The 25,669-nt window shown below is 64.4% G+C and carries 27 protein-coding genes and 1 tRNA gene; 23 read left to right on the top strand and 5 right to left on the bottom strand.

The features are described 5' to 3' along the window. Positions 1–49 precede the first annotated feature (49 nt). The 12 genes from C483_RS04705 (at position 50) to C483_RS04650 (ending at position 9,184) form a co-directional block, all read left to right on the top strand. Positions 50–123, top strand: a tRNA-Tyr gene (locus C483_RS04705). Between the two features lie 519 nt (positions 124–642). Further along, positions 643–1,074, top strand: a complete 432-nt coding sequence (locus C483_RS04700; RefSeq protein WP_006652210.1) for a DUF5789 family protein — start codon at positions 643–645, stop codon at positions 1,072–1,074. A gap of 81 nt (positions 1,075–1,155) precedes the next feature. Further along, positions 1,156–1,767: a translation initiation factor IF-2 subunit beta gene (locus C483_RS04695; RefSeq protein ID WP_006652209.1), complete on the top strand. Its 612-nt coding sequence runs from the start codon at positions 1,156–1,158 to the stop codon at positions 1,765–1,767. 228 nt (positions 1,768–1,995) lie between these two features. Further along, positions 1,996–2,721, top strand: coding sequence for an HAD family hydrolase (locus C483_RS04690; RefSeq protein ID WP_006652208.1), 726 nt, complete (start codon positions 1,996–1,998; stop codon positions 2,719–2,721). Between the two features lie 46 nt (positions 2,722–2,767). Continuing rightward, on the top strand, positions 2,768–3,790 hold the full coding sequence (locus C483_RS04685; protein ID WP_049912431.1) for a CobD/CbiB family cobalamin biosynthesis protein: 1,023 nt from the start codon (positions 2,768–2,770) through the stop codon (positions 3,788–3,790). Continuing rightward, positions 3,781–4,542 carry an adenosylcobinamide-GDP ribazoletransferase gene (cobS, locus tag C483_RS04680; RefSeq protein WP_006652206.1) on the top strand — a complete coding sequence of 254 codons (762 nt, stop codon included), beginning with the start codon at positions 3,781–3,783 and terminating at the stop codon, positions 4,540–4,542. The genes C483_RS04685 and cobS overlap by 10 nt, the downstream gene beginning before the upstream one ends. After that, a complete protein-coding gene (locus tag C483_RS04675) occupies positions 4,542–5,255 on the top strand; it encodes an NTP transferase domain-containing protein (protein WP_006652205.1) in 714 nt (237 codons plus the stop codon). The genes cobS and C483_RS04675 overlap by 1 nt, the downstream gene beginning before the upstream one ends. Beyond that, the gene (cobT, locus tag C483_RS04670) at positions 5,252–6,364 is read left to right on the top strand and encodes a nicotinate mononucleotide-dependent phosphoribosyltransferase CobT (RefSeq protein WP_006652204.1); all 1,113 of its coding nucleotides are present in this window, start codon (positions 5,252–5,254) and stop codon (positions 6,362–6,364) included. Before C483_RS04675 ends, cobT begins: the two co-directional genes overlap by 4 nt. Continuing rightward, entirely contained in the window at positions 6,354–7,445 is a 1,092-nt protein-coding gene (locus tag C483_RS04665; protein ID WP_006652203.1) for a pyridoxal phosphate-dependent aminotransferase, read from the top strand. The genes cobT and C483_RS04665 overlap by 11 nt, the downstream gene beginning before the upstream one ends. After that, a complete protein-coding gene (locus C483_RS04660) occupies positions 7,445–8,311 on the top strand; it encodes an adenosylcobinamide amidohydrolase (protein ID WP_006652202.1) in 867 nt (288 codons plus the stop codon). The genes C483_RS04665 and C483_RS04660 overlap by 1 nt, the downstream gene beginning before the upstream one ends. A gap of 26 nt (positions 8,312–8,337) precedes the next feature. Further along, complete coding sequence (locus C483_RS04655; protein WP_006652201.1) at positions 8,338–8,823, top strand: hypothetical protein; 486 nt, start codon at positions 8,338–8,340, stop codon at positions 8,821–8,823. Between the two features lie 142 nt (positions 8,824–8,965). Next, entirely contained in the window at positions 8,966–9,184 is a 219-nt protein-coding gene (locus tag C483_RS04650) for a hypothetical protein (protein ID WP_006652200.1), read from the top strand. Between the two features lie 136 nt (positions 9,185–9,320). On the opposite strand, the gene C483_RS04645 is transcribed toward C483_RS04650, so the two are convergent. Beyond that, on the bottom strand, positions 9,321–10,211 hold the full coding sequence (locus tag C483_RS04645; RefSeq protein WP_006652199.1) for a sulfurtransferase: 891 nt from the start codon (positions 10,209–10,211) through the stop codon (positions 9,321–9,323). Between the two features lie 105 nt (positions 10,212–10,316). Here C483_RS04645 and C483_RS04640 point away from each other — a divergent pair, with 105 nt between their 5' ends. Continuing rightward, positions 10,317–11,057, top strand: a complete 741-nt coding sequence (locus tag C483_RS04640; protein WP_006652198.1) for a fumarylacetoacetate hydrolase family protein — start codon at positions 10,317–10,319, stop codon at positions 11,055–11,057. A 6-nt stretch (positions 11,058–11,063) separates the two neighbouring features. Here C483_RS04640 and C483_RS20755 read toward each other — a convergent pair whose 3' ends face one another. Beyond that, positions 11,064–11,480, bottom strand: coding sequence for a hypothetical protein (locus C483_RS20755; protein ID WP_006652197.1), 417 nt, complete (start codon positions 11,478–11,480; stop codon positions 11,064–11,066). Positions 11,481–11,618: 138 nt separating this feature from the next. On the opposite strand from C483_RS20755, the gene C483_RS04625 reads away from it, so the two are divergent. The 6 genes from C483_RS04625 (at position 11,619) to C483_RS04600 (ending at position 17,220) form a co-directional block, all read left to right on the top strand. Then, entirely contained in the window at positions 11,619–12,131 is a 513-nt protein-coding gene (locus C483_RS04625; protein WP_006652196.1) for a YkgJ family cysteine cluster protein, read from the top strand. A gap of 109 nt (positions 12,132–12,240) precedes the next feature. Then, positions 12,241–12,525, top strand: a complete 285-nt coding sequence (locus C483_RS04620; RefSeq protein ID WP_076609512.1) for a translation initiation factor eIF-1A — start codon at positions 12,241–12,243, stop codon at positions 12,523–12,525. Between the two features lie 322 nt (positions 12,526–12,847). After that, positions 12,848–14,431, top strand: coding sequence for a phytoene desaturase family protein (locus C483_RS04615; protein ID WP_006652195.1), 1,584 nt, complete (start codon positions 12,848–12,850; stop codon positions 14,429–14,431). Then, complete coding sequence (locus tag C483_RS04610; RefSeq protein ID WP_152419823.1) at positions 14,418–15,437, top strand: prenyltransferase; 1,020 nt, start codon at positions 14,418–14,420, stop codon at positions 15,435–15,437. The genes C483_RS04615 and C483_RS04610 overlap by 14 nt, the downstream gene beginning before the upstream one ends. Beyond that, the gene (gene cruF / locus C483_RS04605) at positions 15,430–16,359 is read left to right on the top strand and encodes a bisanhydrobacterioruberin hydratase (RefSeq protein WP_241431471.1); all 930 of its coding nucleotides are present in this window, start codon (positions 15,430–15,432) and stop codon (positions 16,357–16,359) included. The genes C483_RS04610 and cruF overlap by 8 nt, the downstream gene beginning before the upstream one ends. A gap of 126 nt (positions 16,360–16,485) precedes the next feature. Further along, on the top strand, positions 16,486–17,220 hold the full coding sequence (locus tag C483_RS04600) for a hypothetical protein (protein WP_006652192.1): 735 nt from the start codon (positions 16,486–16,488) through the stop codon (positions 17,218–17,220). A gap of 74 nt (positions 17,221–17,294) precedes the next feature. Here C483_RS04600 and C483_RS04595 read toward each other — a convergent pair whose 3' ends face one another. Further along, entirely contained in the window at positions 17,295–18,251 is a 957-nt protein-coding gene (locus C483_RS04595) for a phytoene/squalene synthase family protein (protein WP_006652191.1), read from the bottom strand. A 165-nt stretch (positions 18,252–18,416) separates the two neighbouring features. Further along, positions 18,417–19,712 carry an ornithine cyclodeaminase family domain gene (locus C483_RS04590; protein WP_006652190.1) on the bottom strand — a complete coding sequence of 432 codons (1,296 nt, stop codon included), beginning with the start codon at positions 19,710–19,712 and terminating at the stop codon, positions 18,417–18,419. A gap of 446 nt (positions 19,713–20,158) precedes the next feature. Here C483_RS04590 and msrB point away from each other — a divergent pair, with 446 nt between their 5' ends. The 3 genes from msrB to C483_RS04575 all read left to right on the top strand — a co-directional run bounded on the left by msrB (position 20,159) and on the right by C483_RS04575 (position 22,023). Further along, positions 20,159–20,602 carry a peptide-methionine (R)-S-oxide reductase MsrB gene (msrB, locus tag C483_RS04585; RefSeq protein ID WP_006652189.1) on the top strand — a complete coding sequence of 148 codons (444 nt, stop codon included), beginning with the start codon at positions 20,159–20,161 and terminating at the stop codon, positions 20,600–20,602. Positions 20,603–20,765: 163 nt separating this feature from the next. Then, positions 20,766–20,972, top strand: coding sequence for a DUF2196 domain-containing protein (locus C483_RS04580; RefSeq protein WP_006652188.1), 207 nt, complete (start codon positions 20,766–20,768; stop codon positions 20,970–20,972). 145 nt (positions 20,973–21,117) lie between these two features. Next, complete coding sequence (locus C483_RS04575; protein ID WP_006652187.1) at positions 21,118–22,023, top strand: YihY/virulence factor BrkB family protein; 906 nt, start codon at positions 21,118–21,120, stop codon at positions 22,021–22,023. A gap of 6 nt (positions 22,024–22,029) precedes the next feature. On the opposite strand, the gene C483_RS19845 is transcribed toward C483_RS04575, so the two are convergent. Next, the gene (locus C483_RS19845; protein ID WP_152419822.1) at positions 22,030–22,248 is read right to left on the bottom strand and encodes a hypothetical protein; all 219 of its coding nucleotides are present in this window, start codon (positions 22,246–22,248) and stop codon (positions 22,030–22,032) included. Positions 22,249–22,270: 22 nt separating this feature from the next. Between C483_RS19845 and C483_RS04570 the strand changes: the two genes are divergently transcribed. Beyond that, positions 22,271–25,660, top strand: coding sequence for a bacterio-opsin activator domain-containing protein (locus tag C483_RS04570; RefSeq protein WP_006652186.1), 3,390 nt, complete (start codon positions 22,271–22,273; stop codon positions 25,658–25,660). Positions 25,661–25,669 lie beyond the last annotated feature (9 nt).

The raw sequence follows: 25,669 nt of genomic DNA, 5'->3' as shown, positions 1-25,669 counted from the left end.
CAGAAATAATAACCCTTATGTCTACCTCGGCGACTACGTTTGAGTGCGACCGCCCTTAGCTCAGACTGGTAGAGCAGTCGACTGTAGATCGACTTGCCCCCCGTTCAAATCGGGGAGGGCGGACTTTTGTTGCGAACAACGTGAGCAGCCGAAAGTCCATCCCGACAGGATTTGAACACGCCAGTCGCAGTGCGCGAACGGAGTGAGCGCGATCGTCTGGCACCTGTTCAATCGGGGAGGGCGGACTCGTTTTCCAGCCGCTTCATCGTTGCCTATCGGTTGCGCTGTCGATTCTGTATCACGGGTACTCGATCAGTAGACACAGCAATGACACGACACCGCAGTGCGCCCTGCGGTAGTGGTAGGTGGTGACGGTGGTAACTGACACTACCGCGGGCATGAGTTTCATCGTGATGGTAAGTGTAAGGACCTGTGAACGTGGCAAACAACGTTTGCACGGCTTCGAAGTCGAAGGTCAACGCTGTAACGGAGCGTTTTTCCGTTGTTCGTGGTCGACTCGAGTAGCTTCGATTGTCACACCTCGTTTCCGGCTGGACTCCTCGTCTCCGATCGGTCATCGACGTGTTCGTGCACGCACGCGCTGGCCGACGGCTTTTGGTCGGCGTGGTGATAGCGCCGCGCATGAGTGAAAACGGCCCCGGCGGGAGCAACGGCGGCAGTGAGAACGGAAGCGGCCTGGACCCTGATGTCGATCGCGTCCAGGATCAGGCCGAACAACGACAGTCCCAGCGCGCCGAGACCACCGAATCCATCCTCGAGGATGTCGAGCGACATCTCGGGGAACTCGAGTACCCGGTCACTGGTGAGGAGATCGCGACCGAGTATGGGAGCGACCCGATCGACATGCCGAACGAGACGGAGTCCCTTGGCAGTGTGTTCGACCGGCTTGCAAACGAGGAGTTCGAGAGCGAGGAGGCGGCACGGGAGAGGATTTACGGCGAGATCACCGGAGAAGCGGGTGGACGGACTGAGGCAAATCCGGAGCGGGATCTGGACAGCCTGGATGACGAGACACAGGGCTCGGTCGGTGACGCGGGAAGCGAGTCACTCTGAGGATACCGGGGTTCTGTCCCGGTTCCGTCGCCGGATCGTGATAGCAGAACGGATTTACGTCAGCGTCGTCTTTCCTCGCACATGGATTACGAGTCGAGTCTCGACCGAGCGATGGCGGACGTTCCCGACATTGGGGGCGACGAAGAACGGTTACAGATCCCCGACGCACAGACGCAGAAAGACGGTGCGTTCACCCGGTTTACGAACCTGGGCGAGATCGCTGATGTCCTCTCGCGCGAGGACGAACACCTCCACCGCTTCGTCCAGCGAGAGATGGGGACCAGCGGTAAGTTCGAGGATGGCCGTGGCCGGTACAACGGGACCTTCTCCGAGCAGGACTTCAATGCGGCTGTCGACGCCTACGTCGACGAGTACGTCCTCTGTACGGAGTGTGGCCTGCCGGACACCCGTCTCGTTCGCGAGGACCGCACGCCAATGTTGCGCTGTGACGCCTGTGGTGCGTTCCGACCGGTTACCAAGCGCTCGACGAGCGCCACACAGCAGCAACAGCAGGACGCCGTCGAGGAGGGCAAGACCTACACGGTCGAAATCACTGGCACCGGCCGCAAGGGCGACGGTGTCGCCGAGAAGGGCGAGTATACGATTTTCGTCCCCGGCGCACAGGAGGGTGACGTCGTCGATATCTACATCAAGAACATTTCGGGCAACCTCGCGTTCGCGCGACTCGACTGAATCGCTGGCTCACCAGAACGGATAGAGCGGTTTCTCTCCCTCCATCTCCGACTGATTTTCTGCTGTCCTCTATCTCTCTTCGCTTCCGACACTGTCTCAGAGCCATCTACTGAGTTTTGATTTGCACCTTATTGCTCTCTCCCGCCTCTCTCTAGCACACTGATACCGCCCCTCGGACGATTCGCGGGAACCGCGAAGGTAAAGTTAACTTGGGGTAATCACACGAACGTGGGAGTCTCGTTCGACCTCTTCGATACGCTCGTTACCGCCGACTACCCGGCCGACCCCGCCGCAGCCGTCGGAACCGAACTCGCTGAACGCGGTGTCTCGGTTCCCGACGACTGGGCGGACGCGTACACGGAGATCCACGTCGACGCTCCCAACGGCGCAGAAGTTCCCCTCCCCGCACATGTCTCGCGCGCGCTCGCGAGTCGCGGTGTTACAGTTCAGGGGAACACAGCCAGGCGAGCAGTCGTCGCCGCGTTCGATCCCGCCGTCGAAACCAGATCGGGCGCACGGGCGGCGATCGACGCTGCTCGCGACCGCGGCCACGCAGTTGCGCTCTGCTCGAACTGCAGTGTTCCCGAACTCGTCGGACGGACGCTCGTCCGATCTGCCCTCTCACGCGATGATTTCGGTGCAATCGTCACGAGCGTCGGCTGCGGCTGGCGGAAACCCGCATCCGAAATCTTCGAGCAAACCGCGGCCCAACTCGGCGTTTCCTCCACAGACCTCGTCCACGTCGGCGACGACCCGCGAACTGACGGCGGCATCACGTCCGTCGGGGGAACCGCGCTCTTGCTCACCAACGGATGTATGACAGCCGAACCCGGTGCGACAGCCGAGGGTACCAGTAGTGTGTCGGGAGAGACACGCGTACTCGAGTCCCTCGCCAAACTCCCCGACGCACTCGATGAACTCGGTGAGATCGAGCCCGGAGGTGACCGACCGTGATGAGAACTGTTCTATCCGACTTCGAACGCGCGAGGGCAGACTCGTGGTGACCACGGCTATCCTCCTCGCCGTCGCCCTCGGCCTCGATCACGTCGCTGGCGAGCCGCGAAATGCGTTCCATCCTGTCGCCTGGCTCGGCCGACTCATCGCGCCGCTCGACCGCGAGTGGAGCGAGCACGAGCACTTTCAGCGCCTCGCGGGCGTCCCAATCGCGCTCGCCGTCCCGCTCGTCCCCGCCGCCGCGGCCGCCGGGTTCGTCCTCGCTGCCACCGCCCTCTCGGCGCTCGCCGGCATCGGGGCTGCCGCCCTCGTTCTCTGGTTGACGATCAGCCTGCGGTCGCTACTCGAGTTGACCGACGAAGTTGTGCGCGCGACAGCCGGTTCCGCGGCGGAGCTCGAGACGGCTCGCGACCGCGTACGCGGTCTCATTGGCCGGGACACAGCCTCGCTTTCGCCGGCCGAACTCCGCAGTGGGGCACTCGAGAGCGCAGCGGAGAACCTCGCGGACGGTCTCGTCGCGACGCTCTTGCCGTTCGCGCTGCTCGCCCCGTTTTCGCTGCCCGCTGCCGCCGCGGCTGCGGCGTGGGTCAAGGGCGTCAACACGCTCGATTCGATGCTCGGCTACCCGTCAAAGCCACACGGAACCGCGAGCGCGCGGCTCGACGATTTCGTAATGTGGGTTCCCGCCCGTCTCTCGGCGGTGTCGATCGCACTTGGGGCGGGCGCGCCGCTCGCGCTCCGGCACGCGGCCGCGTGGGCTCGGACGCCGCCGTCGCCGAACTCGGGGTGGCCGATGGCGACGCTCGCGTGCGCGCTCTCGGTTCGCCTCCGCAAACGGGACGTGTACGATCTCAATCCCGATGCAGAATTGCCGGCACTCGAGGACAGCGAGCGCGCGACGAGTGTGATCCGCGTGGCTGCCGTCGTCTCGGCTGTGCTTGCGCTGGCGCTCGCGACGGGGGTGGCCGTTCTCGCAGCCCAGTTCGGCATTGTGGACGGACCGCCGATCGCTGAAAGCCCCCTACTGCAGCCACAGCCGGCTCTCGCGGAGGTGGCCCAGTGGCCGTAAGACGCTGGCTTCGCGCGACCCGCGGCGCGCTCGGGTTCCTGACGCGACTGCCCGTTAACCACTACGACGGCGACTGGGACGCGTTCCGATCCACGCCGGCCGCGTTCCCGCTCGTCGGGCTCGTCGCAGGCACACTCGCCGCAGTGCCGCTGCTCGCGGCTGATACTCTCACGCCGCCGGTCGTCGCCTTCGGCTACCTGCTCGCCGTCTACGCGGTGACCGGGATTCACCACCTCGACGGCGTCGCCGACCTCGGCGACGCGCTCGTGGTCCACGGCGACGCCGACCGCCGGCGCGAAGTCCTGAAAGACACGACGACCGGAGTCGGCGCGATCCTCGCGGTCGCAATTACAATCTCGGGCCTCGCACTCGGCGGGCTTGGCCTCGCCGCACTTCCAGCGCTAACGGCCGTTACGGTCGCCATCGGAGCTGAAGTCGGTTCGAAACTCGGCATGGCGACGATGGCTTGCTTCGGTCGTGCACCGTATGAGGGCATGGGTCGGCAGTTCACCGAGGCGTCGACGCCTGGTGGCTGGCTCGTCCCGGCAGCGCTCGTCCTCTCGGCGGCAGCGCTCGCCTGGCCGCGCCCAGCTGCACTCGCCATCGCTGGCGGCGTCGCCGGCGTCTGTCTTCCCTGGTACTGGGCGACTCGCCACCTCGGCGGCATCAACGGCGATATCTTCGGCGCGGCGAACGAACTCGGCCGCGTCGCGGGGCTGCACGCGGGGGTGATCGCGTGGACGCTCTTGTGATGTGCGGCGGGACGGGCACCCGACTCGAGAGCGACCACGAAAAGCCGCTTCATCCCATCGCGGGAGTTCCGATGGTCGACCGCGTCGTGGATGCACTCGAGTCCAGTCAGGTCGAGACGATCTACGCCGCAGTCTCCCCCAATGCGCCGGAGACGCACGCACACCTTTCCGAAGCCGACCGAGACGTTCGTCTCGTCGAGACGGCGGGCGAGGGGTACGTCGCGGACCTGCTGGCCGCGCTCGACCGGCCGGAGATTTCCCAGCCACTACTCACAGTCGCAGCGGATCTCCCGTTGCTCTCCGCGGCCGTCGTCGACCGGGTGCTCGCGGCGTACGACGAGCGCGGTGGCGCCGGATCGATGACTGTTTGCGTCCCCGAGTCTCGAAAGCGCGACTGTGGCGTCAGCGTCGATTCACGGCTCGGGCAGACGGGTGATGACGCTGCCACTGCTCCCGACGGTACCGCTCTTGTCCCGACCGGCATCAACGTCGTCGGCGAGACGACCGTCGATGACACTCCCGACCAAGACACCACAGACGACACCCAACCATCCATGACCTACGTAACCGACGACCCACGACTCGCGGTCAACGTGAACCGACGCGAAGACGCTCGCATCGCTGCCGCGTACATCCGGGATCCGGAAACGCGAGCAATGCGAGAAACGCAAGAAACGCAAGAAACGGACGACAGACACGGTGACAAACGATGACTCGTCCGCGTCTCATCCTCCCCGCCGGAACCACCGAAACCGCGCTCATCGACGGCATCAGCGCCGCCGGCGCGGCTCCCGAACTGATGGCCCACACTCCCTCCGCCGACGTCGAAATACTCGAGTTCGGCGCGCCAGCGCGCTCGCCGGTGACGCCGGTCAGTCCGAACGGCTGTCCGACGCCGGCAGCGGTCACGCGAGCCGTCCGCGAAGTGTGCGGGTTCGACGTGACGGTGGTCGACGCCGGGCTGGCCAAGCCGACGAGCGTTCCAACGGTCGACCTTGGTATCGAACCGGGGAACGACATCCGCGAGCCCGCGGCCGTTCCGGACGCAGCGGCGATTTTCGACCGCGCGCATGGCTACGGGGCGAGCCTTCCCGACGACGAGGATGACATCGTCATCGGCGAGACGGTTCCCGGCGGCACGACCACCGCACTCGGCGTGCTCACCGCGCTCGGCGAGCCGACCAGCGTCTCCTCGTCGCTCCCGGAGAACCCCGTCGAGCGAAAGCGCCGCATCGTCGACGAGGCTCTCGACGAGAGCGAGCTCGCCGCCGGCGACTGCGAATCCGCGCCGTTCGACGCAATTCGGGCCGTCGGTGACCCAGTCCAGCCGACCGTCGCCGGCATCGCGGCGGGGGTACTCGAGTCCAACCCTGCTACCAGCGTTACCCTCGCGGGTGGGACGCAGATGATCGCTGTGGCCGCGATCCTCCGTCACGCGGGTGTCGACGCGCCGCTCGAGATTGCGACGACCTCGTTCGTCGCGGCCGAGCAGGGCGAGCAACTCGAGTCGGCCTGCGCTGGGCTCGACTGCGAGCTGACGGTGACCGATCCGGGCTTTGCCGACCACGAGCGTCAACACGTCGCGATGGATCGCTACTGTGCGGGTGAGGCGAAGGAGGGTGTCGGCATGGGTGGTGCGCTCTCGCTCGTTCCCGAGGGCGAGATGGCCGCGGTCAGAGATCAGTTCGAGACGGTTTGTCGGCGGCTCGGAATCGAGCCTGACGGGCTTGCAGGACGTTCTGGCCCGAACACCGACACCGACACCGACACACCTTCCAACGCCGAACCGGAACCAGCACCCGAAGCCGACCATGGACCCTGACTCGATCCGCACCACCGGCCGCGTCCCCCACGGCGGTGAGCCCAACCCAGACATCACCGACGCCTCGGCGAACACCAACCCGAACACACCCGACGGCGTCGACGAGATCTACCACAGTGCACTCGAGAAGTCCCGCCGCTATCCCGACGACGAGTACGCCGACTTCCGGGCCGCGGCAGCCGACTTCGTGGGCTGTGAACCCGAGCAGGTAATTCCGACACCCGGCGGGCTGGCCGCGATTCGACTGGCGATGGAACTCGCGCTCGAGCCCGATGACGAGGCGCTCGTCCCCTATCCAAGCTTCGGCGAGTACGCCCGCGAAGTCCGCCTGCAGGGAGCGACGCCGCAGTTCGTCCGCTACGACGACCTGCTGTCGCTGCGCACGGCCGCACTCGAGTCCGCCTCGCTCGCAATCGTCTGCACGCCGAACAATCCGACGGGTGATGCGGTCGAGCCAGCCGACCTCGTCTCCTTCGCGGACCGCTGTGCTGAGGCGGGGACGACGCTGCTCGTCGACGAGGCGTTTCTCGGCTTTACCGATCTTCCCTCCGCGGCAGCCGCTGCACTTGAGTCCAACTACGCACACGGCCGCGAGCACGTTATCGTCGCCCGCTCGCTCACCAAACTGTTCGGCCTGCCAGGTCTACGCGCCGGCTTCGCCGTCGGATTCGGCGAGAATCGGGGGGCACTCGAGTCGGCCCGTCGCGCGTGGTCGCTCGGAACGCCGGCCGCTCGCGTCGGTGCGCACTGCCTCCGGCAGGACGGGTTCGTCCGCGAGACGCGCGAGCGGGTCGCTGAGGAGCGCGCACGAGTTCGCGAGCGGGTGGAGACCGAACCCGAACTCGGGTTCGACGTCGTGCCATCGGACGCGCCGTATCTGCTGTGTGACGTGGGCGAGCGCAGCGTCGACGACGTGATAGAGACGGCACGCGAACGCGGCGTGGCCATCCGCGACGCCCGCACGTTCCGGGCGCTCGACTCGCACATCCGAATCGCGATCAAAGATCGGGAGACGAACGATCGAGTGCTCGCGGCACTCGGTGCTGGCGGGCCGGACGGCTCGGAAGGTGGCGGTGACTGATGACTGCCGAGGACCCCGCCTATCAGGCTGTTCGCCGCGACGGTGTGCTGCGGGTGTCCCGGTCCGGAACCGAGTGGCTCTCGAGTGGCTGGAACGGCGGCCGCTGGCAGTCCGAGGCCGCGTACAACATCTCGGTGCCGGAGGAGTGGGGACGTCAGGAACTCGGCGCGTACGTTTCGTCGCGACTCGAGCGAGCGGGCTACCAAGACGGAGCGAGTATCAACCGTGATGGGAAGTTGGACTCTCACGCGCGGCAGCCGGGACCAGCCCTCCTCACCGGCGTCGACATCGTCGACGCCCGCGGCGCACACTGCGGCCCCGTCACGGCCTACGCGACCGCCGGTATCTCGAACCCCGCCGCGCTTCCGATGGACCCTGCGGATGGTTCGCTGCCACCCACAGACGCTCAGACTGGCGAGTCGGATGACACAGAGTCCGAACTCGGCACCGTCAACGTCATCGTCGGAACCACACGCGCACTCGAGTCCGGCGCGCTCGCGAACCTCCTCGCGGTCGCCGTCGAGGCCAAGACCGCGACGCTACTCGCCGAAACCGGTTTTCCGGGAACTACGACCGACGCGGTGATCGTCGGCCACGATCCGGCAGGCGATTCCGTCGAGTTCACCGGCAGCGCGACTCGCGTTGGCGCGGCGACGCGGGCCTGTGTCCGTGAGGCGGTTCGATCGTCGCTCCGCGTCCACTACGAGGGAGACGAGTACGCACTTCCTGACTCCGTCGCGGACGCGACCTACGGTGTTTCAACCGACGTCGAGGCGACGGTATTCGAACCGCCGGGGGCTGGCGCTCAGGACGCTGATCCCGTTCCCAGTCAGAACGCAGAGATTGGCCACGACGGCCAGGATTAACTCCCTCCGAACCGAAGCCACCGTCGATGAGTGCCGACTCTGATCCGGCAGCGATTCGCTCAATTGCCGTCTCGCCAGCGGATGTCGTCGACGCCTACGCCTACACGCAGGAGAACCCCGGCGAGGCCGTCCTCCGGATCACGCCGCCGTTCCATGGCCGGATGCGCGCCCGCATCCACGTCTACCGGCGCGACGACGCCGAACTGACCGGGGCGGTTCACGTTCGCCCGGCGGACGTACTCGAGTCCGACGTGATCGAGGCCTACCCGGCGTTCGACGAGATGGCGGACGGTGACGAGTCGGGAGAAGAGTTGGGTGATGCGGGAGTGGGCGAGGCTGGTGGGGACAGTGAAAATGAGGACGAAACTGCTGCTGTCTCCGCCGATCGCCGCAAGCGCCACGCCGAGGCGGTCGAGGAGTGGCAGGCACGGGCACGTGAGGCGCTTCTCGAGGCGGTGCAGATCGAGACCGAGAGTGGCCAGCGAACGGTCGCAGTCAAGCCGCTTGGCTGATCGAGGGCTGTTGCTGACGAGCGTAGCGCAGTCACCGTGATTTTCGGCCACAGAAATACGTACGGGAGCGGGCCAGTACTGACTACTTTCACTTTCACCACGGACGGATCGGATTGACATACTGTCAGTCCAAGTGATGCGTATGACACTGATCGTCGACCGAAGTGATGACCGCTCCCGAGGCGACCTCACCGAGGACGAAGCCGGCCACAGCGCAGCCACGCAGCGCGAACGAATCGAAGTCACCGAACTGCACGCGGCTGGCGTCGAGGAGTTCATCCACGACCGGACTGACGTCGACACCGACCAGGTCTCACTCGAGCACCGGGGTGCGCGGACGTACCTCGTGCTCGAGGAGTGAGTCGGCGAGTTTTCGGCTGTCGACCGTCGACCGTCGACCACAGCAGAGACGGCTCTGATCGAGGCCACACGCAGTCACGTCACACCGCCAGTCTACTTCCCCACCCACAAACGACACCGACCACACCAATCACACTTCACTCCGCCTCACCGCGCTCGATCGGCGCGCGGACGAGATTCCCCCACTCTGTCCAGGAGCCGTCGTAGTTGTGCACGTCGTCGTACTCGAGTAACTCGTGGAGCGCGAACCACGCGATTGCGGAGCGTTCGCCGACGCGACAGTAGGTGACGACGGATTCGTCGCCGTCGATGCCTTCGGCTGCGTACAGCTCCTCGAGTTCGTCCGGCCCCTTGAATCGGCCGTCGTCGCGCAGGTTGGTCTTCACGGGGACGTTCGACGCGCCGGGGATATGCCCACCCCGCTGGGCGGTCTCCTGGAGCCCCTCGGGGGCGATGAGTTCGCCGGAGAACTCTTCGGGTGAGCGAACGTCGACCATCGGGATGCCGGCCTCGCGGGCCTTGTCCACGTCGTCCTTGTAAGCGCGGATGCTCTCGAACGGTCCCTTCGCGGTGTATTCGACGGCGTCGAAGTCAGGTTCGTCGTCGGTCAGCGGGTAGTCCTCGTTCACCCAGTAGTCCTTGCCGCCGTCGAGGACGCGTGCGTCGTCGTGGCCGTAGTATTTGAACTCCCAGTAGGCGAAGAGCGCGAACCAGTTCGGAATCCAGCCGTTGCCGTAGAAGACGACCGTGGAGTCCTCGCTGATACCGTGTTCGCCGACTGTCTCCTCGAAATCCTCCTTTTTCAGGATGTCTCGCTGGTCCTGATCGGAGAGGTCTTCGTCCCACTGCATCCCGACTGCGCCGGGGATGTGGCCTTCGTCGTACCGCGAGGGGAAATCGCCTTCGTCGGGGGATTCGGGGCTGTTGACCTCTACGAGCCGGTAATCCGGTTCGTCTGCCTGAAACTCATCTAGGTGGTCTTCGACCCAATCCGCTGAAACCAGTACGTCGCTGTCGTGGTCGGACATGCGGAGACCACTCCGACGAGCACCGTCAAAAGCGTAACACGCGGCTGTCGGACACGTCCGAAATCGAACCGGTAGGCCTACTTCGATCGGTTCACGACCCCCTGTATGCGACTCGCACGGATCGAGACCGAGCACGGACCGGTGGCTGGGCGGTACGAGGACGGCGTTGTTCACCCGACAGACGACACCGACGACAACACGTACGAGGTCGGCGTCGACGGCGATCTGCTCCCGCCCTGTGAGCCGACCGCGCTGTACTGTGTTGGCCGCAACTACGCCGAGACGCTCGAACAGATGGAGTACGAGCGCCCCGAGGAGCCGGATTTCTTCATCAAACCGCCGGCATCGCTACTGGCCCACGAGCAGCCGATTCCCTACCCCGACTTTACCGACGAACTCACCTACGCAGGTGAACTCGCCGCCGTCATCGACGAGGAGTGCCACGACGTGGCCGAGGACGAGATCTCTGACGTCGTCCGCGGCTACACGATCATGAACGACGTCGACGCGCTCGACCAGCAGGGCCGCACCGCACGAAAGGCCTTCGACGGCTCCGGCCCGCTCGGTCCATGGATCGAAACCGAACTCGACGCGACGGACACAACGATCGAGATGCACACTGACGTAGCGGGCGAGCGCCGCCAGGAGGCGACAACGGATCTGATGCTATTTGGCGTCGCCGAGATCGTCTCGTACCTCTCGAAGCGGTTTACGTTCCAGCCAGGTGACGTCGTCGCCTTCGGTAGCCCCGCAAACCCCGGCCTCGTCGAACCGGGTGACACGGTGGATATCACCTACGAGGGTGTGGGAACGCTGCGGAACACGGTCGCCGAGACGAGCCGGTAACCGCACTCATCCGGAGGAACTCGACTGCCGGCCGCTCCCACTACCAAGGCGTTCGCCGCCCGTTGCGCCGAGACCGAATCCGATCAGGAAGAAGACGCCGAGGAGGATGTGCACCGGGCTGTCGAACGGTCCCGCGTCTACCTCGAGGTAGCCCCACCAGGCGAGGTAGACAAGGAATCCCCCGGTGAGGAGAGAGTCGGTGCGCACACCGGTGAGCCGCGAGAACAGCGCCCCGGAGACGGCGCAGACGAGCACCAGCGAGAGGATTACTCCCAGTTCGCCGACCCAGGCATCGACCGTCGACCAGGCGGCACGTCCCGGCACCGTGAGGACGTACGAAACGAGGAAGACGAAGACAGCACCGCCGAGAATTTCGGTGAGTCGGCCAGGTATCTGTTGCTTGTTGTGCGGTTGGTTGGGCATCTGTTGCTTGCTGTGCGGTTTTCTGTCGCCGAATATAACTGTGCGTCCCGAACAGTCGCCCGTTACCGACTCCGATGCACACCGGGATCCGGGAGGGAGGTAGAAAGGCACTTCAGCGCGAACCGTTTCCAGAAACACGTGAGCGCTGACGCGACGCGACGTGTCGAGGTCTATCCCGACCGCGAGGCCGTCGTCGAGTTCGATCCCGATCTCACCTTCGAGTGCGTCGACGACTGCACCTGGTGCTGTCATCACGGCGTCCTCCTCTACGATCGGGACCTTCTCGAGCTCGCCCAGCGGGCGAATCTCGCCGAGACGACGACCGACTTCCGCGGCGAGAAGTTCGTCACGCGCGAGGAGAAAGACCGGGCAGACCACGTCGCAGACGACGGTTCCGCCTGTGCGTTTCTTCGGGAGGACGGCCTCTGCTCGTTGCACCTGGAAGAGGACTGGAAGCCGGCGCGATGTTCGGTCTTCCCACTCGGTGTCTGGCTCGAGGACGGCGACCTCCACGTCGACATCCGCGAGTCTGCCCACGAGCACTGTGATGGCCTGAACGTCAGCGAGCGGCGCGTGATTGACAATCTCGAAGCCTTCCTGCCGGAACTGTTGTGGGACCTCGAGAACCCCGACTCAGAGCGCGAACTCTAATACAACTGATATAGGTTCGCTGAAACAACTGATTTCCCCATACCAGGGTCGTGGTGCGTGGTACCACGACTTTCCGATGATTTAAACGTCTGCCGAACGTAGGTCGGGTGTGACAGAAGAATCCGGGCGACGGAACCTCCGTATGCCCAACAGCGATGAAGTATTCGCCGTCGTGACCGAACACCTCGGTGGCAACCACGTGCAACTGCGTTGCGAGGACGGCGAGGAACGTCTCGGCCGTATTCCAGGCCGAATGAAATACCGAACCTGGATCGAGCAAGACGACATCGTCGTCGCCGAGCCTTGGGACTGGCAGGACGAGAAGGCCACGATCGAGTGGCGCTACACCAGCCAGGACGCCGACCAGCTCCGTCGCGAAGGCCACATCGACTAATTATACTTCGGTGGCAGTAGCGCTGCGCTGATCTCGATACCACTATCTACGCGTTGGACCCGTAGCTCCAGCGACGTTCACACCCAGTAGTTCCAGCCGCGTACACATTCACCGCTGTATCCACAGAGCCGCCGCTCATGCACTCACGCTCGCGTCTTACAACCGGGATCGATGACACTACGATCGTAGCACTCCGTCGCTCGGCTCTGCCAGCCGGACCGGCTATAACAGCGGATATTCCTCAGAAAGGAGCGCCATTGTCGCCTCTCGCCCCACATTGTCAGGACCTAGGTTTTTCACTCCACCGAGAGTCAGGTCGACTATGCAACCACTCTCCGGGAGCTCCGCCGTCATCGTCGGGGCCGGTGTCGGCGGCCTCTCTACCGCTTGCTACCTCGCCGACGCCGGCGCTGACGTTCGCGTCGTCGAAAAAAACGACCAGCTCGGCGGCCGTGCGAGCCGCCTCGAACGCGACGGCTTCCGGTTCGACATGGGGCCATCCTGGTATCTGATGCCCGATGTCTTCGAGCGATTCTTCGCCACCTTCGATCGAGCGCCAACGGACTACTACGAGCTGACACACCTCGATCCCCACTACCGAATTTTCTTCAAAGAGGGCATGGAGGCCGATACCGGACCCGATGGCACTCGAGTACGCACAGATGGCGACACCCCAGCGACAACGACGATGGCCGCCTCGTCTCAGATTCCGGGCGACCGAATCGACATCACACCGGAGCTGGAGCGAACGAAGGAGCTGTTCGAGACGTACGAGGAGGGCGCTGGTGAGGCACTCGAGCGCTACCTCGAGAAATCACGGGAGAACTACGAGGTCGGCATGGAGCACTTCGTCTACGAGGATCGGCCGCGGCTGCGAGATTACATCGACCCCGCCGTTGCGCGGCAGGCGCGGGGACTCTCGTTGCTCGGATCGATGCAGGGCCACGTCGAGGACTACTTCGATCATCCGCAGTTACAACAGATCATGCAGTACACGCTGGTCTTCCTCGGCGGGTCGCCGTCGAACACGCCGGCGCTGTACAACCTGATGAGTCACGTCGATTTCAATCTCGGCGTCTGGTACCCCGAGGGCGGAATTGGGGCCGTCATCGATGCGTTCGTCGACCTCGGCCGCGAACTCGGCGTCGAGTACGACACCGGGCGACCGGTGACGAAGATCAAGGGCCGGACGGGCGCGTTCCTCGTCGAGACGACCGACGGGCCGCTCCGGACGGATCTGGTGGTGAGCAACACCGACTACGCGCATGCCGAACAGGAACTGCTCACGCCCGAACGGCGCGGCTACGACGCCGACTACTGGGAGTCACGAACCTACGCTCCCTCCGCGTTCTTGCTCTACCTCGGCGTCGAAGGCGACGTCGACGAGCTCGCCCACCACACGCTCGTCCTCCCGACCGACTGGGAGGAGCACTTCGACCAGATCTTCGAGGACCCGCAGTGGCCCGAGGACCCGGCGTACTACCTCTGTGTCCCCTCCGAAACCGACGACACCGTCGCACCCGACGGCCACAGCGCGCTGTTCGTCCTCGTCCCGATCGCACCGGGACTCGAGGACACCCCCGAAATGCGCGACCAGTACCGGAATCTCATCCTCGATGATATCGAGACGTATACGGGAACCAGCCTCCGCGATCGGATCGTCTTCGAGGAGGACTTCTGCGTCTCGGACTTCGCCAGTCGGTACAACAGCTACGACGGGACCGCACTCGGGCTCGCCCACACGCTCAGACAGACGGCCCTGTTCCGGCCGCCACACCGCTCGAAGCAGGTGGACGGGCTCTACTTCACGGGGGCCGACACCACGCCGGGAATCGGCGTCCCGATGTGTCTGATCAGCGGTGAGTTGACGGCTGAGGCCGTCCTGGAGGATCATGGCGGTGCCTGAGCGCGTACTCGGATTCGCGAGGACGGGGTTGCGTGTGGAGAGGGACTCGAGTACCGCCCCTTTTCGCTCCCTTCGTGGGGACGACGTATCGGACGACAGCGCCCCTTCAGCCAGTGCTGACAGCGGCAACACCAGCGGAGCCAGCGAGACTGCTGGCCGAGGCGGCTTCGAGTCGCTCTCGTACCTGTTCACGCTCTCACGCCCGCGGTTCTGGTTCTACCTCGCCGGACCCGTGCTGGTGGGCATCGCCTACGCGGCCGAGGGCACCGGCGACCTGGTCACGCTCGCGACGGTTGCGCTGTTCGCGTACTTTCTCTTGCCGGCGAACGTGTTTCTCTACGGAATCAACGACATCTACGACCGCGAGATAGATGCGAAGAACCCGAAGAAAGCGGCCGACGAACGGGAGGCGCGCTACCGCGGACAGGGGTACGTGCCGGTCGCCGTCGCGCTCTGTGCGTCGCTTCCAGTCGTGCTCGTTCCGCTCGTGCCGAGCGCGGCGTGGCCCTGGATCGCCGTCTTCCTCGTTCTCGGCGCGGCCTACAGCGCGCCGCCGGTTCGATTCAAGACGACGCCGTTCCTCGACTCGGTTTCGAACGGCCTCTACATCGCGCCGGGTGCGGCGGCCTACGCTGCGGTCGCCGGCACGCAGCCCCCAGTGCTCGCCGTCGTGGGTGCCTGGCTCTGGGCGATGGGGATGCACACGTTCTCCGCAATCCCGGACATTGAACCTGACCGAGAGACCGGGATTCGAACGACTGCGACCGTCCTCGGTGAGACGCGGACGTACGGCTACTGTGCTGCTTGCTGGCTGGGCAGCGCGTTCGCGTTCGCCGCGCTCGACGTGCGACTCGGTGCGCTGTTGCTGGTTTATCCGGCACTCGTCGCCACGATCGTCGCGACCCGAATCGATGTCGACCGCGCCTACTGGTGGTTCCCGGCGATCAACACCGTCGTCGGCGCGGCGATGACCATGGGTGGCCTCTGGGTGATGCTCTATGGATAGTTCGGACTCGGGCTCCGAATCGAGCACGTCACCGGACACTGCCGCTACTTCGGCGTCCCCAACTCGAACGAGTGAGGGAGAGGTCAGTGGTGATAACTCGCGCGCTGTGATCCAGCACCGACTCGAGTCCATCATCCGTGAGAACCGGTTCACCATCGCGGTGGTGTTCCCGGTCATCGGCGCGGTGACGCTCGTCGCAAGCGATATAGGGCTGTTGCCGGAGCCGGTCGCGTACAATCCGCTGTTGTTGCTCTTCGGGACCGCCGTGATGCGCTCGCCGCTGCTCGTTGGACTCTTGCCTCGGATCGGCTGGTGGGCGCTCGGCTGTCTCGGCCTGTTGACCGTCTACACGTACGCGATCGAAATCGTCGGCGTGCGAACCAACTGGCCCTACGGTGCGTTCGAGTATACGATCCAGCTCGGACCGATGCTCCTCGGCGAGGTGCCACTGGCGCTGCCGCTGTTTTTCATCCCACTGGTGCTCAATGCCTACCTGTTGACGCTGCTGGTCCTCGGTGACCGTCACCGGAATCCCGTCCTCAGGTTGGCAAGTGCTGTCACTGCAGTAATTGCGGTCGACCTCGTCCTCGACCCCGCCGCCGTCGCGATCGGCTTCTGGGAGTTTGTACCTGCAGGGGTCTACTACGGCGTTCCGGTGTCGAACTACCTCGGCTGGCTGCTCTCTGGGACCATCGCGGTCGTGCTCGTCGACCTGGCGTTCGATCGCGAGGCACTACTCGAGCGCGTCCGATCCTGTGAGTTCATCCTCGACGATCTGGTGAGTTTCGTCCTGCTCTGGGGATCGATCAACCTGCTCTACGGCAACTGGATCCCCGCTGCCATCGCCGGCCTGTTCTGTCTCGGGCTGTTCAGCACGGGTCGGTACGACCGTGACCTGCTTCGAACAGCAGTTCCTGCCTGACCGGGGACCTGTCCCGCCTGCTTTTGCTAGTGCAGTTCTGGACACTCCTTTCTCCGGCTACTGCTAATCAGAAAACACTTATTATACAGATATAACGTGTCAACAGTGAAGGTATCGCCTCGGACAGTGTTTTCACTCCTCGTGTTGCTCCTCCTGGTTGGTAGTTTCGTGTATCCGGCGTCGTTCGCGAACCCATACCACTCGAGTGCGACGACGTACGCCGTCGCGCACGAATCGACGGAGGCCTTCAACGAGACCGTCGAACGCGACGACGTCAACATCTCCACACCGAAAGCGGTAGACGATCTTTCACCGGCGACACAGCAAGCGTTCCAGGAAGCCATCGTGCAACCGCCGGAGTACAGCGAGCATCGCGGGTACGGTTGGCAGCGACTCGGCAGCGTCCGTCTGTGTCACGACTCTCTGCTCCTCTGTGACGAGTACGCGGAATCGCCGGCGTTCCCGACGAACGTCGATGCGTACGAGACGTACGGATTGGTGGCCAACGGCGACGAGGTCTATCTCACGCACGCTGAGGGTGGCAAGTTTCTGAGTTTCAGTGGCCTGTTCCGCCTGATCCTGGTGGCGCTGTTCAGTCCGTACCTCCTGTTCCTCGGTGCTCTCACGTTCTTCGATCCGAACGTGCGACCTGCTGAACAGGTCGTGTATACCGCCGGCGGCGTCGTGATCGGGGGATTCGGATTCGCCTTCCCCTATCTCGCGATGTTCGAACTCGTCCCGCAGCTCGGGTACCTCGCCTCGCTGTTGATCGGTGCGTCGTGGCTTGCCATTTGCGTCGGCAGCTACACACACTGGCGCAGAATCACACCGTCGTCTGTGCAGTCAGACTCATCCGACTGACTCGACTGCGGTTCGCCCCGCTCGACTGTTCTCGTCCCACTCGAGTCGGTCGGGTCTCGTTGTCCCTGTCGCTGTCACTGAATCGGCGTCCGCTCACCGTGTTCGCTGTGTCTCGTCTCCCTGCTCGCGTCAGCAGCGGGAACGGCCGAAACGCGCTGAAATACCGCCTCCGGATCCCGGTTCCACTGCCAGTGCCAGCGCGTCTGAAGAACACACCGAAGCTTTCGCGCCGTCGACAGCGACGGCTCCGAGGTGAGCACGTCGTACCCCTGCGCACGAATCAGCGCGTGATGCTCCGCGTAGAGCACCGCCGCGACGAGCACCGGGAACTGGCAATCGTCCGGCAAATAGCGAATTCCCGCCACACCCTCACGGTATCGTGCCTCCGTCCGCTGTAACTCCTCCGCCATCGCCGTCGCGAACGACTCGTCGAACTCGAGTGCCTCGATCTGTGCGTCGGACACACCGTGTTTGCGGAGGGTTTCTTGCGGGAGGTAGATTCGGTCGCGGTCGAGGATGTCTTCGCGCACGTCGCGCAGAAAGTTGGTCAGCTGGAAGGCTTCGCCGAGTTTGATGGCGTGTGGACGGGCCGTTTCGGGGAACTCGGGTTCCATGATCGCGGTCATCATGACGCCGACGGCGGCCGCGGAGCCGCGCATATAGTCGTCGAGTTCGGCGGCGGTTTCGTAGCGACTCGTCGTGATGTCGGTCGCCATCGCGTCGATGAAGACGTTGATCTCTTCGTCCGGAATCTCGTAGCGCTCACGGAGCGTCTGGAACGCTTCGAGGACCGGGTCCTCGGGGTCAGTCTCGCCGAGCGCCTGTGCGCGGAGGGACTCGAGTTCGGCGCGCTGGGTTTCAGGGGGCACGCCCGCAGCGTCGTCGACGATTTCGTCGGCGATGCGGAAGAAGGCGTACAGGACGTGCGTCGCGTGGCGAACACGCTGGGGCAGGAATTTGGTTGCGAGGTAAAACGTCTTTCCGGTCCGTTGCTGAATCTGCTTGCTGGCGTCGATATGTTCCTGTTGCATCCTCCCTCCGTCTCACGATCACAGGCGTCGGTCCCGACCCACTGGCCGCTGACAGGTGATGGATACGAGATACCACAGTACGATATAAAATACCTTGCCCTGACTGCAGTTCGATGAACAGTCAGACCGAGGATCAGAGACTCGTCGGCTGGCACTCTGGGGTATTCACTTCGAGTCGGACTCGAGTAGTTCGTCAGTGAGCATCGGGAGGAACGCGCCGATATCGGTGACGAGGCCGATGGCCTGGGCGCTGCCGCGGTCGAGCAGCTGGGTGACGGTTGCGGGATTGATGTCGACGCAGACGGTTTTGGTCGTCGAGGGGAGGCAGTTGCCGACGGCGACGGAGTGCAAGAGTGTCGAGAGCATGAGCACGAGGTCGGCGTCTTGGGCCTGCTTTCGGATCGCGTCCTGTGCCTCGATCGCGTCGGTGATGGTGTCCGGCAGTGGGCCGTCGTCGCGGATCGAGCCCGCAAGCACGTAGGGAACGTCGTTTTGGACACACTCGTACATCACGCCCTCGTCGACGACGCCGGCGTCGACGGCCTCCGGGATGCCGCCGTGGCGGACGATTTCGCTGATCGTGTAGATGTGGTGTTTGTGTCCCTTGCGCGGGTGTTCGAGACTCTCGGTGTCGACGCCGAGGGAGGTGCCGTAGAGGTCTCGCTCCAGGTCGTGGACGGCGAAGCCGTTGCCCGCGCTGATCGCGTCGACGTAGCCCTCGTGTACGAGTTCAGCGAGTGCGTCGCGGCCACCGGAGTGGACGATGGCGGGACCACAGACGGCGAGCACGGTGCCGTCGTTCTCGCGCACGTCGCGCATCTCGTCGGCGATTTCCTCGATCAGTGATTTAGACGGCCGTTCGCTGGAGACGCCGCCTTGCATGAAGCCGAAGGAACCGCCGCCGTTGCGCGGGCGTTCGGGTGGTTCGACGCGGATGCCGCTCTCGCCGGTGACGACGAGGTCGCCCTCCTCGACGGCGTTGAGGACTTTGGTGTGGACGCGTGGTTCGTTGCCGTCGCCGCCGTCGCCGCCGTCGCTGCCATCGTCGCCACTGCTCTCCCCGTCGCCCTCGTTTCGCTCGACCACGAGCGCACAATCCATCTCGATATCCTCGACCTCCACCCAGTCGCCGTCGACGCGGACGTAGGTAGGGTGGTTCGTCGTCGAGTAGAAGTCGACCGGAACGACCTGATCGTCCGGCGCAGGCTCGATCGTTGCGTCCCGTGGGTCGGCGACGGTCGCCCCCTGCTGGTTGAGTTCGTGCAGGATCGCCCGGAGGTCCGCCGGCGTGTCCGCGGTGACGGTCATCCGGCAGTACGTCTCGTCGTGCTTGTGACGGCCGACTTCGAACTCTTCGACTTCGAACTCGCCGCCCATCTCCATGACGGCCCCGAAACAGTGGCCCATCGACCCGGAGTCGATGATGTGGCCCTCGAGTTCGACGGTCTGGGAAACAGTCATTGGGACGAGTTGGCGGTCGACCACTGTGAAGGTGTGTGTCTTCGGCTAGCGTTGCGAGCCACGTTTGAGTACATGGTGCAACACACTGTCGTCCAGCCTCTGCTTGCCTATCAGTGTGCGTGATAGTACCAACCTATATGGCTGCTTTTGTCATACTGTCACACATGGCCAGCACACCAACATCCCACGGCCAGTCGCGATGCCGTCGATGTGGCTTCGAAGCCCCCGGCGGGGACGACCAGTGGCACCGAATCACCGTCCCGAAACTCGGCCGTATGACGCAGTGTCCAGACTGCGAGAGCACGGACGTCATCACGAGCAGGTAGTCGTAGACACGTTGGGTCGCACAACAGTCGACGCAGAACTGTCCCACTCGCGAGCATCGTACCGGCGTACCGACGTCGTGTTACAACAGACTCTTGGCCGTCTCAGTTCTTGCTAGGCGTATGGGAAACGACGACCACGAGCGTGCAGCAGCGTCGGAACAGCGACCGACGGACGACAAGAGCGACGCGGAGTGGCGCGCGGAACTCGACGAGGAGGAGTACCGAGTCCTCCGTGAAGCGGGCACCGAGGCCCCCTTCAGCGGCGAGTACGTCGACCACAAGGCCGACGGTAGTTACGAGTGTGCCGGCTGCGGGGCTGAGCTGTTCGACGGCGACACGAAGTACGACTCCGGCTGTGGGTGGCCGAGCTTCTACGACGTCGACGACGACCGGATCGAGACGCGACGCGACACTAGCCATGGGATGCAGCGCACGGAAGTGCTCTGTGCCAACTGCGACGGCCACCTCGGCCACGTCTTCGAGGACGGGCCAGAGCCGACCGGCAAGCGCTACTGTATCAACTCGGTCGCGCTGGATTTCGAGGACGAGGAGACCAAGGACTAGGGGCTGTCGGCCGGGAGTCGAAAGCCGAGACCGAGATCTGAGACCAAGACCGAGACCGAGACCCAGACCGAGAACTGAAGGCGAAGCCGTTTCACTCCACCCTGACAACGCGAACGCAAGCGCAGGCACCACCCTTTTCGAGCGACCTATCCCACCTTCGTCCATGTCCAGCGATCGGCCAACCGCGGAGGAACTCCGCCAGGGAATCACCGTCGAAATCGTCCAGGGCGACCAAGACGTTGAATCCGAGGACCAGGAACCGATCATCGGTGAAATCGGGACGATCTACGAGGACGATCCGGCCGGCCCGAAGGTCGAACTGAAAAGCGGCGTCGTCGGTCACGTCCAGTCGGTCGTCCACAACGAGTGAGCGTCATCTCCGGCTACGGACAGACAGCCCGAGTCGCAGCGCCAGCACCAATATCAGCACTAGCACTGACGCCAGCGCCAGCATCAACACCCACTGTCACCACCACCAACCACTTCTGCCCCACCGTTGTCTGCTTCTGACAGCCATGTCCTCTGGCAGCGACTCGAGTGCACCCGCATCCGACTCACCAGCCGATCCCGGATCCACCTCTCCCCTCGCACTCGCCCGCGCTGTCGCTGCAGTCGCACGCAAACGCCAGATCAGCGTCACCGCCGCGGGACTCGCCTACCACGCGTTCAACACGCTCGTTCCGCTGGTGATCCTCCTACTCGTCGGCATGACGCTCGTCGACGCACTTGAGCCCCTCCTCGAGATGATCGAGGAGGCGGCCGGCCTGGAGGGGATGCTCACATCCGATGCAAGCGAGGTGGCCGGCGATGCAGGCGTCGACCTGGCCCGGGCTGGTGTGCTCGCGCTGGCAATCTTGCTGTGGAGTGCCGCACGGCTCTTTCAGGCGGTCAACAGCGCGTTTACGGGAATCTACGGCTCTCGAAAGGACCAGTCCTACGTTGGCAGTGCGATGACGGTGACGATCGTGACGGCGCTCAACACCGCGTTGCTGACCGTGACGGTCGCACTTGGCGTCGCGCTGGTCAGCGTCGTCGGCGTCAGCGTTTCTGTCTTCGTCGGCGGCGTGGCGGCGACGCTCATCAGCAGTATCGTCCTTCTGGGACTTCTCACCGTGCTCTTCTTCCCGATGTACTACCTGTTTCCGCAGGCAGACGTTTCGGCCCGCGAGGTGCTTCCGGGGACGGCCTTCGCGGCGCTCTCCTGGACGGTGCTGGCGCTTGGGTTCCGGCTCTACGTCGCGACATCCGAGAGCGTTGCACTGTTCGGAATCGCTGGTGCCGTGCTCTTGATCCTGACGTGGGTCTACTTCGGCGGCTTCTGCCTGCTGCTCGGGGCTATTCTCAACGCCGTTCGGGCAGGTCGGGTGGATCCTGACGAGGAGTGGGAACCCGTCCAGGATGCAGTGCCGACCGACGTGTAGTGGTGCTCATCCTTTCCATTCTGGGCTACTGTCTCCCAGTACCGCTCGCGCTCGCCGCCGCTGTTCGCCGTTTTCGCCGCCTTCGCCACCTTCGCTACCTTCGCTGTCCTCCCCGCCTTCGCCGTCCTCGCCGTCCGAGTCAGTCTTCCTGATAGATCGGTTCCGGTTGATGTACCCCTCGCCACGATCGCTGCTGCAAACCTGCGAACCGATGCTTTCACTCACCCGTGTCACGTATTCCCATCGAATGCATACCACACGGACTGTCGACGCGCCCCCGCCACGGCTGCTCGTCGTCGGCTCTGCGCTCGCGACCGAGTTCGACTCCCTCGTCTCCGCGTGGAGCGGACCACTCGCTGAAGCGACCATCGAGTCGGTCCCGACGGCGACCGCTGCACTCGAGTGGCTCGACCGGCACGCGGCCGGCGGTGTCGACGGTGTCGGCGGCGTCGATTGCGTGGTGACGGCGGCCGACCTTCCCGACGGATCAGGACTGGGGGTACTCGAGTCGATCCGAGAGCGCGACATAGAACATGGAGGTTGTGAACCGGGGGTTGGAGAGCGCGACGCGCCGAGTGACGGCGGGGACGAGATCCCGGTCGTTCTCTCGCCGGGGGCAGGCGAAGGGGATGGTGTACTCGCGCGAGCAGTAGCCGCGGCCGGGTGTACTGAGTACGTTCCGCGTGTTGGCGAACCGGACGTGAATGTGGATGTGGGTGCGGATGTGGATGCTGATGCGGGTTCAACATCAGGACCTGATCCAGATTCAGATTCAGACCCAGACCCAGACCTAGACCCAGATCTGGATCCCTCCTACGACTCGAATACCGCGCTCTTGGCCGTCGTCGAAGGAGTCCTGTCGCGAACTGGGAAACGAAACCGACGCCGAGAGCAGGCCCGCCAGTTCGAGGCCATCTTCGACGATCCGTCGGCGTACGGCTGGGTCCTGGACCCCGACGGCGCGGTCCGACAGGCGAACGAGGCTGCGCTCGCCGACCTCGACGCGACGCCGTCCGACGTTCGCGGGCGCGACCTCTGGTCGCTCGCCTCGTGGGACCAACTCGAGGACTGTCGGGAGACGATCCACCAGGCCGTCGAAGAAGCTGCGAGCGGCCAGGTAGTACGGCGGGAGGTTACACGTGAGCGGCCGAACGACGGGGATGACAGACCAGCGGACACTGCTGAGACAGCGGAAAGTAGCCGCCAGACGCTTGACCTGACCGTCCGTCCGGTCACCGACGGCGACCGCGTCACGACGATCCTCGTCCGGGCGACGGACGTCACCGAGCGCGCGGCACTCGAGTCCGACCTGCGCGAGTCCGAGGAGCTCCACCGGGTGACGCTCAATCATATGACCGATACGGTCCTCATCACGAACGACGAGGGCGAGTTTACCTACGTCTGCCCGAACGTGCACTTCATCTTCGGCTACACGGACGCCGAGATCCACGAGATGGGCTCGATTGACGAACTCCTCGGCGCGGACCTGTTCGACCGCGCGGAGCTCGCTGAGGACGGTGTCCTCACGAATATCGAGTGTACGGCAACGGACAAGGTGGGTCGCGAGCACACCCTGTTGGTCAACGTCCGTGAGGTCTCGATTCAGGACGGGACGCTTCTCTACAGCTGTCGTGATATTACGACCCGAAAGCGCCGCGAGGAGGCGCTGACAGCGCTGCACCGAACCGCCCGCGAGTTGCTCTACGCCGAGACGGATCGCGAAATCGCGGCCGTTACCGTCGAGGACGCGACGGACGTGCTCGACCTCGAGGCGAGTGCGATCTACCTGTTCGATACCGACGAGAACGTGCTTCGCCCGGCCGCACGCTCGGACTCGATGGCGGCGCTTCACGGCCCGCTCTCAGCCAAACAGGTCGGCGAGAGCATCGTCGGCGATGTCTTTATCGACGGCGAGAGCCGGTTTCTGGCGGACGTCCACGACTCGCCGTTACTCGCCGATCCGACGACGGAGATCAGAAGCGCTGCGTTCGTCCCGCTCGGTGACCACGGTGTCTTCGTCGCCGGCTCGGCCGAGGCGGATGTCTTCGACGAGGTCTCCAGCGAGGTGACGGACCTGCTGGCGGCAACGGCGGAGGCGGCGCTCGACCGCGTCGAACGCGAGCGCACGCTTCGGGAGCGCGATCGCGAACTCAAACACCAGAACCGTCAGCTCACCAGTCTCAACCAGATCAACGAGATCATCCGCGAGATCGACCAGGAACTCGTCCAGGCCGAAACGCGCGACGAGATCGAACACGGCGTCTGCGACCGACTGACGGCCACCGATCGCTTTTCGTTCGCCTGGATCGGTACCGACGATCCGTCCGGCGAGCGACTCGAGTCCCGCGCCCACGGTGGGACGGATCGCGGGCGGGACTACCTCGATAGCGTGTCGTTCTCGCTCCCCGCACAGCCGGGTGGCGGAGCCACGGGAGACGGGTCAGCAGCGGAGACTGCAGCTACGACCGAAGCGTCCATCAACGACTGCGAACCCGCCGTCAGAACCGCCCTCACGCGCGAGGGAACGGTCGTCTCCAACGTCGTCGACGACCTGCGTGAACAGCCCTGGCGGAGCGAGGCGCTCGCTCGCGAGTATCAGTCGGTTATCAGCGTCCCGCTCTCCTACGACGAGTTCTCCTACGGCGTGCTGACCGTCTACGCGGACCGCCCCGACGCCTTCGACGACGTCACTCGAGCCGTCCTCACCGAACTCGGCGAAACGATCGCCTCGGCTATCGCTGCGGTCGACCGCAAGCGCGCACTCCTCTCGAACGCGAACACGCGACTCGAGTTCGATGTCGCCGACGAGAGCTTCGTTTTCACCCGCCTCGCGACGCGAGCGGATTGTACGCTCTCGTTCGACGGCGGCGTTCGCCAGCACGAAGACGGCGCGACGGTGTTCGCCTCGGTCGAAGGGGCGCCGGCAGCCGATGTCGTCTCAGCGGCGACTGAACTCGTCGCGGTCACCGACGCGCAGGTCGTCAGCGACCACCAGCGTGGGGGACGTGGGAGCACGAGTGGTGGTGCAAGTGCAAATACGAATACGAACACGAACACGAACGCGAACGCGACCGGCGAGGGCGGCGGGACGATCAAACTCGAACTCGCGCGGCCGTTCCCAGCGCTCACGCTCGCGGACCACGGTGCCATCCTTCGCAGTGTTCGGGCGACGCCCGATTCGACTCGCGTCGTCGTCGACGTGCCGGCCGATGTGGGCGGTGGTGCTGGCGCTGGTGGCGCAGGTGGTACTGCTGGTACTGGTGACGAAGGTGGTTCTGATACCACTGCTGGCACTACCATCGGCGGGGGTGCCGACACCGGTGCCAGCACCGATATCGTGACGACAGCCTTCCCAGACATCGAACTGCGGTCGAAGCGGCGAGTCGACCGGACGACGCCACGGGATCTCCGCGCCGAACTGCTCGACCGGCTGACCGACAGGCAACTCGAGGTCGTCCAACTCGCGTACTACAGCGGCTACTTCGAATCGCCGCGCGAGCGTTCTGGTGAAGATATCGCGTCGATGCTCTCGATTTCACCGGCGGCGTTCTATCGACACCACCGGACGGTTCAGCGAAAGCTCTTCTCGGTGATTTTCGACGAGCTTGGCGTACCGTCTCACACCATGGTTGAATAGTGAACCCTG

Source organism: Natrialba hulunbeirensis JCM 10989 (genome assembly GCF_000337575.1).
Lineage (GTDB): Archaea > Halobacteriota > Halobacteria > Halobacteriales > Natrialbaceae > Natrialba > Natrialba hulunbeirensis.
The sequence above is the reverse complement of the archived record's forward strand: the minus strand, read 5'-3'. Positions and strand labels throughout refer to the sequence as shown.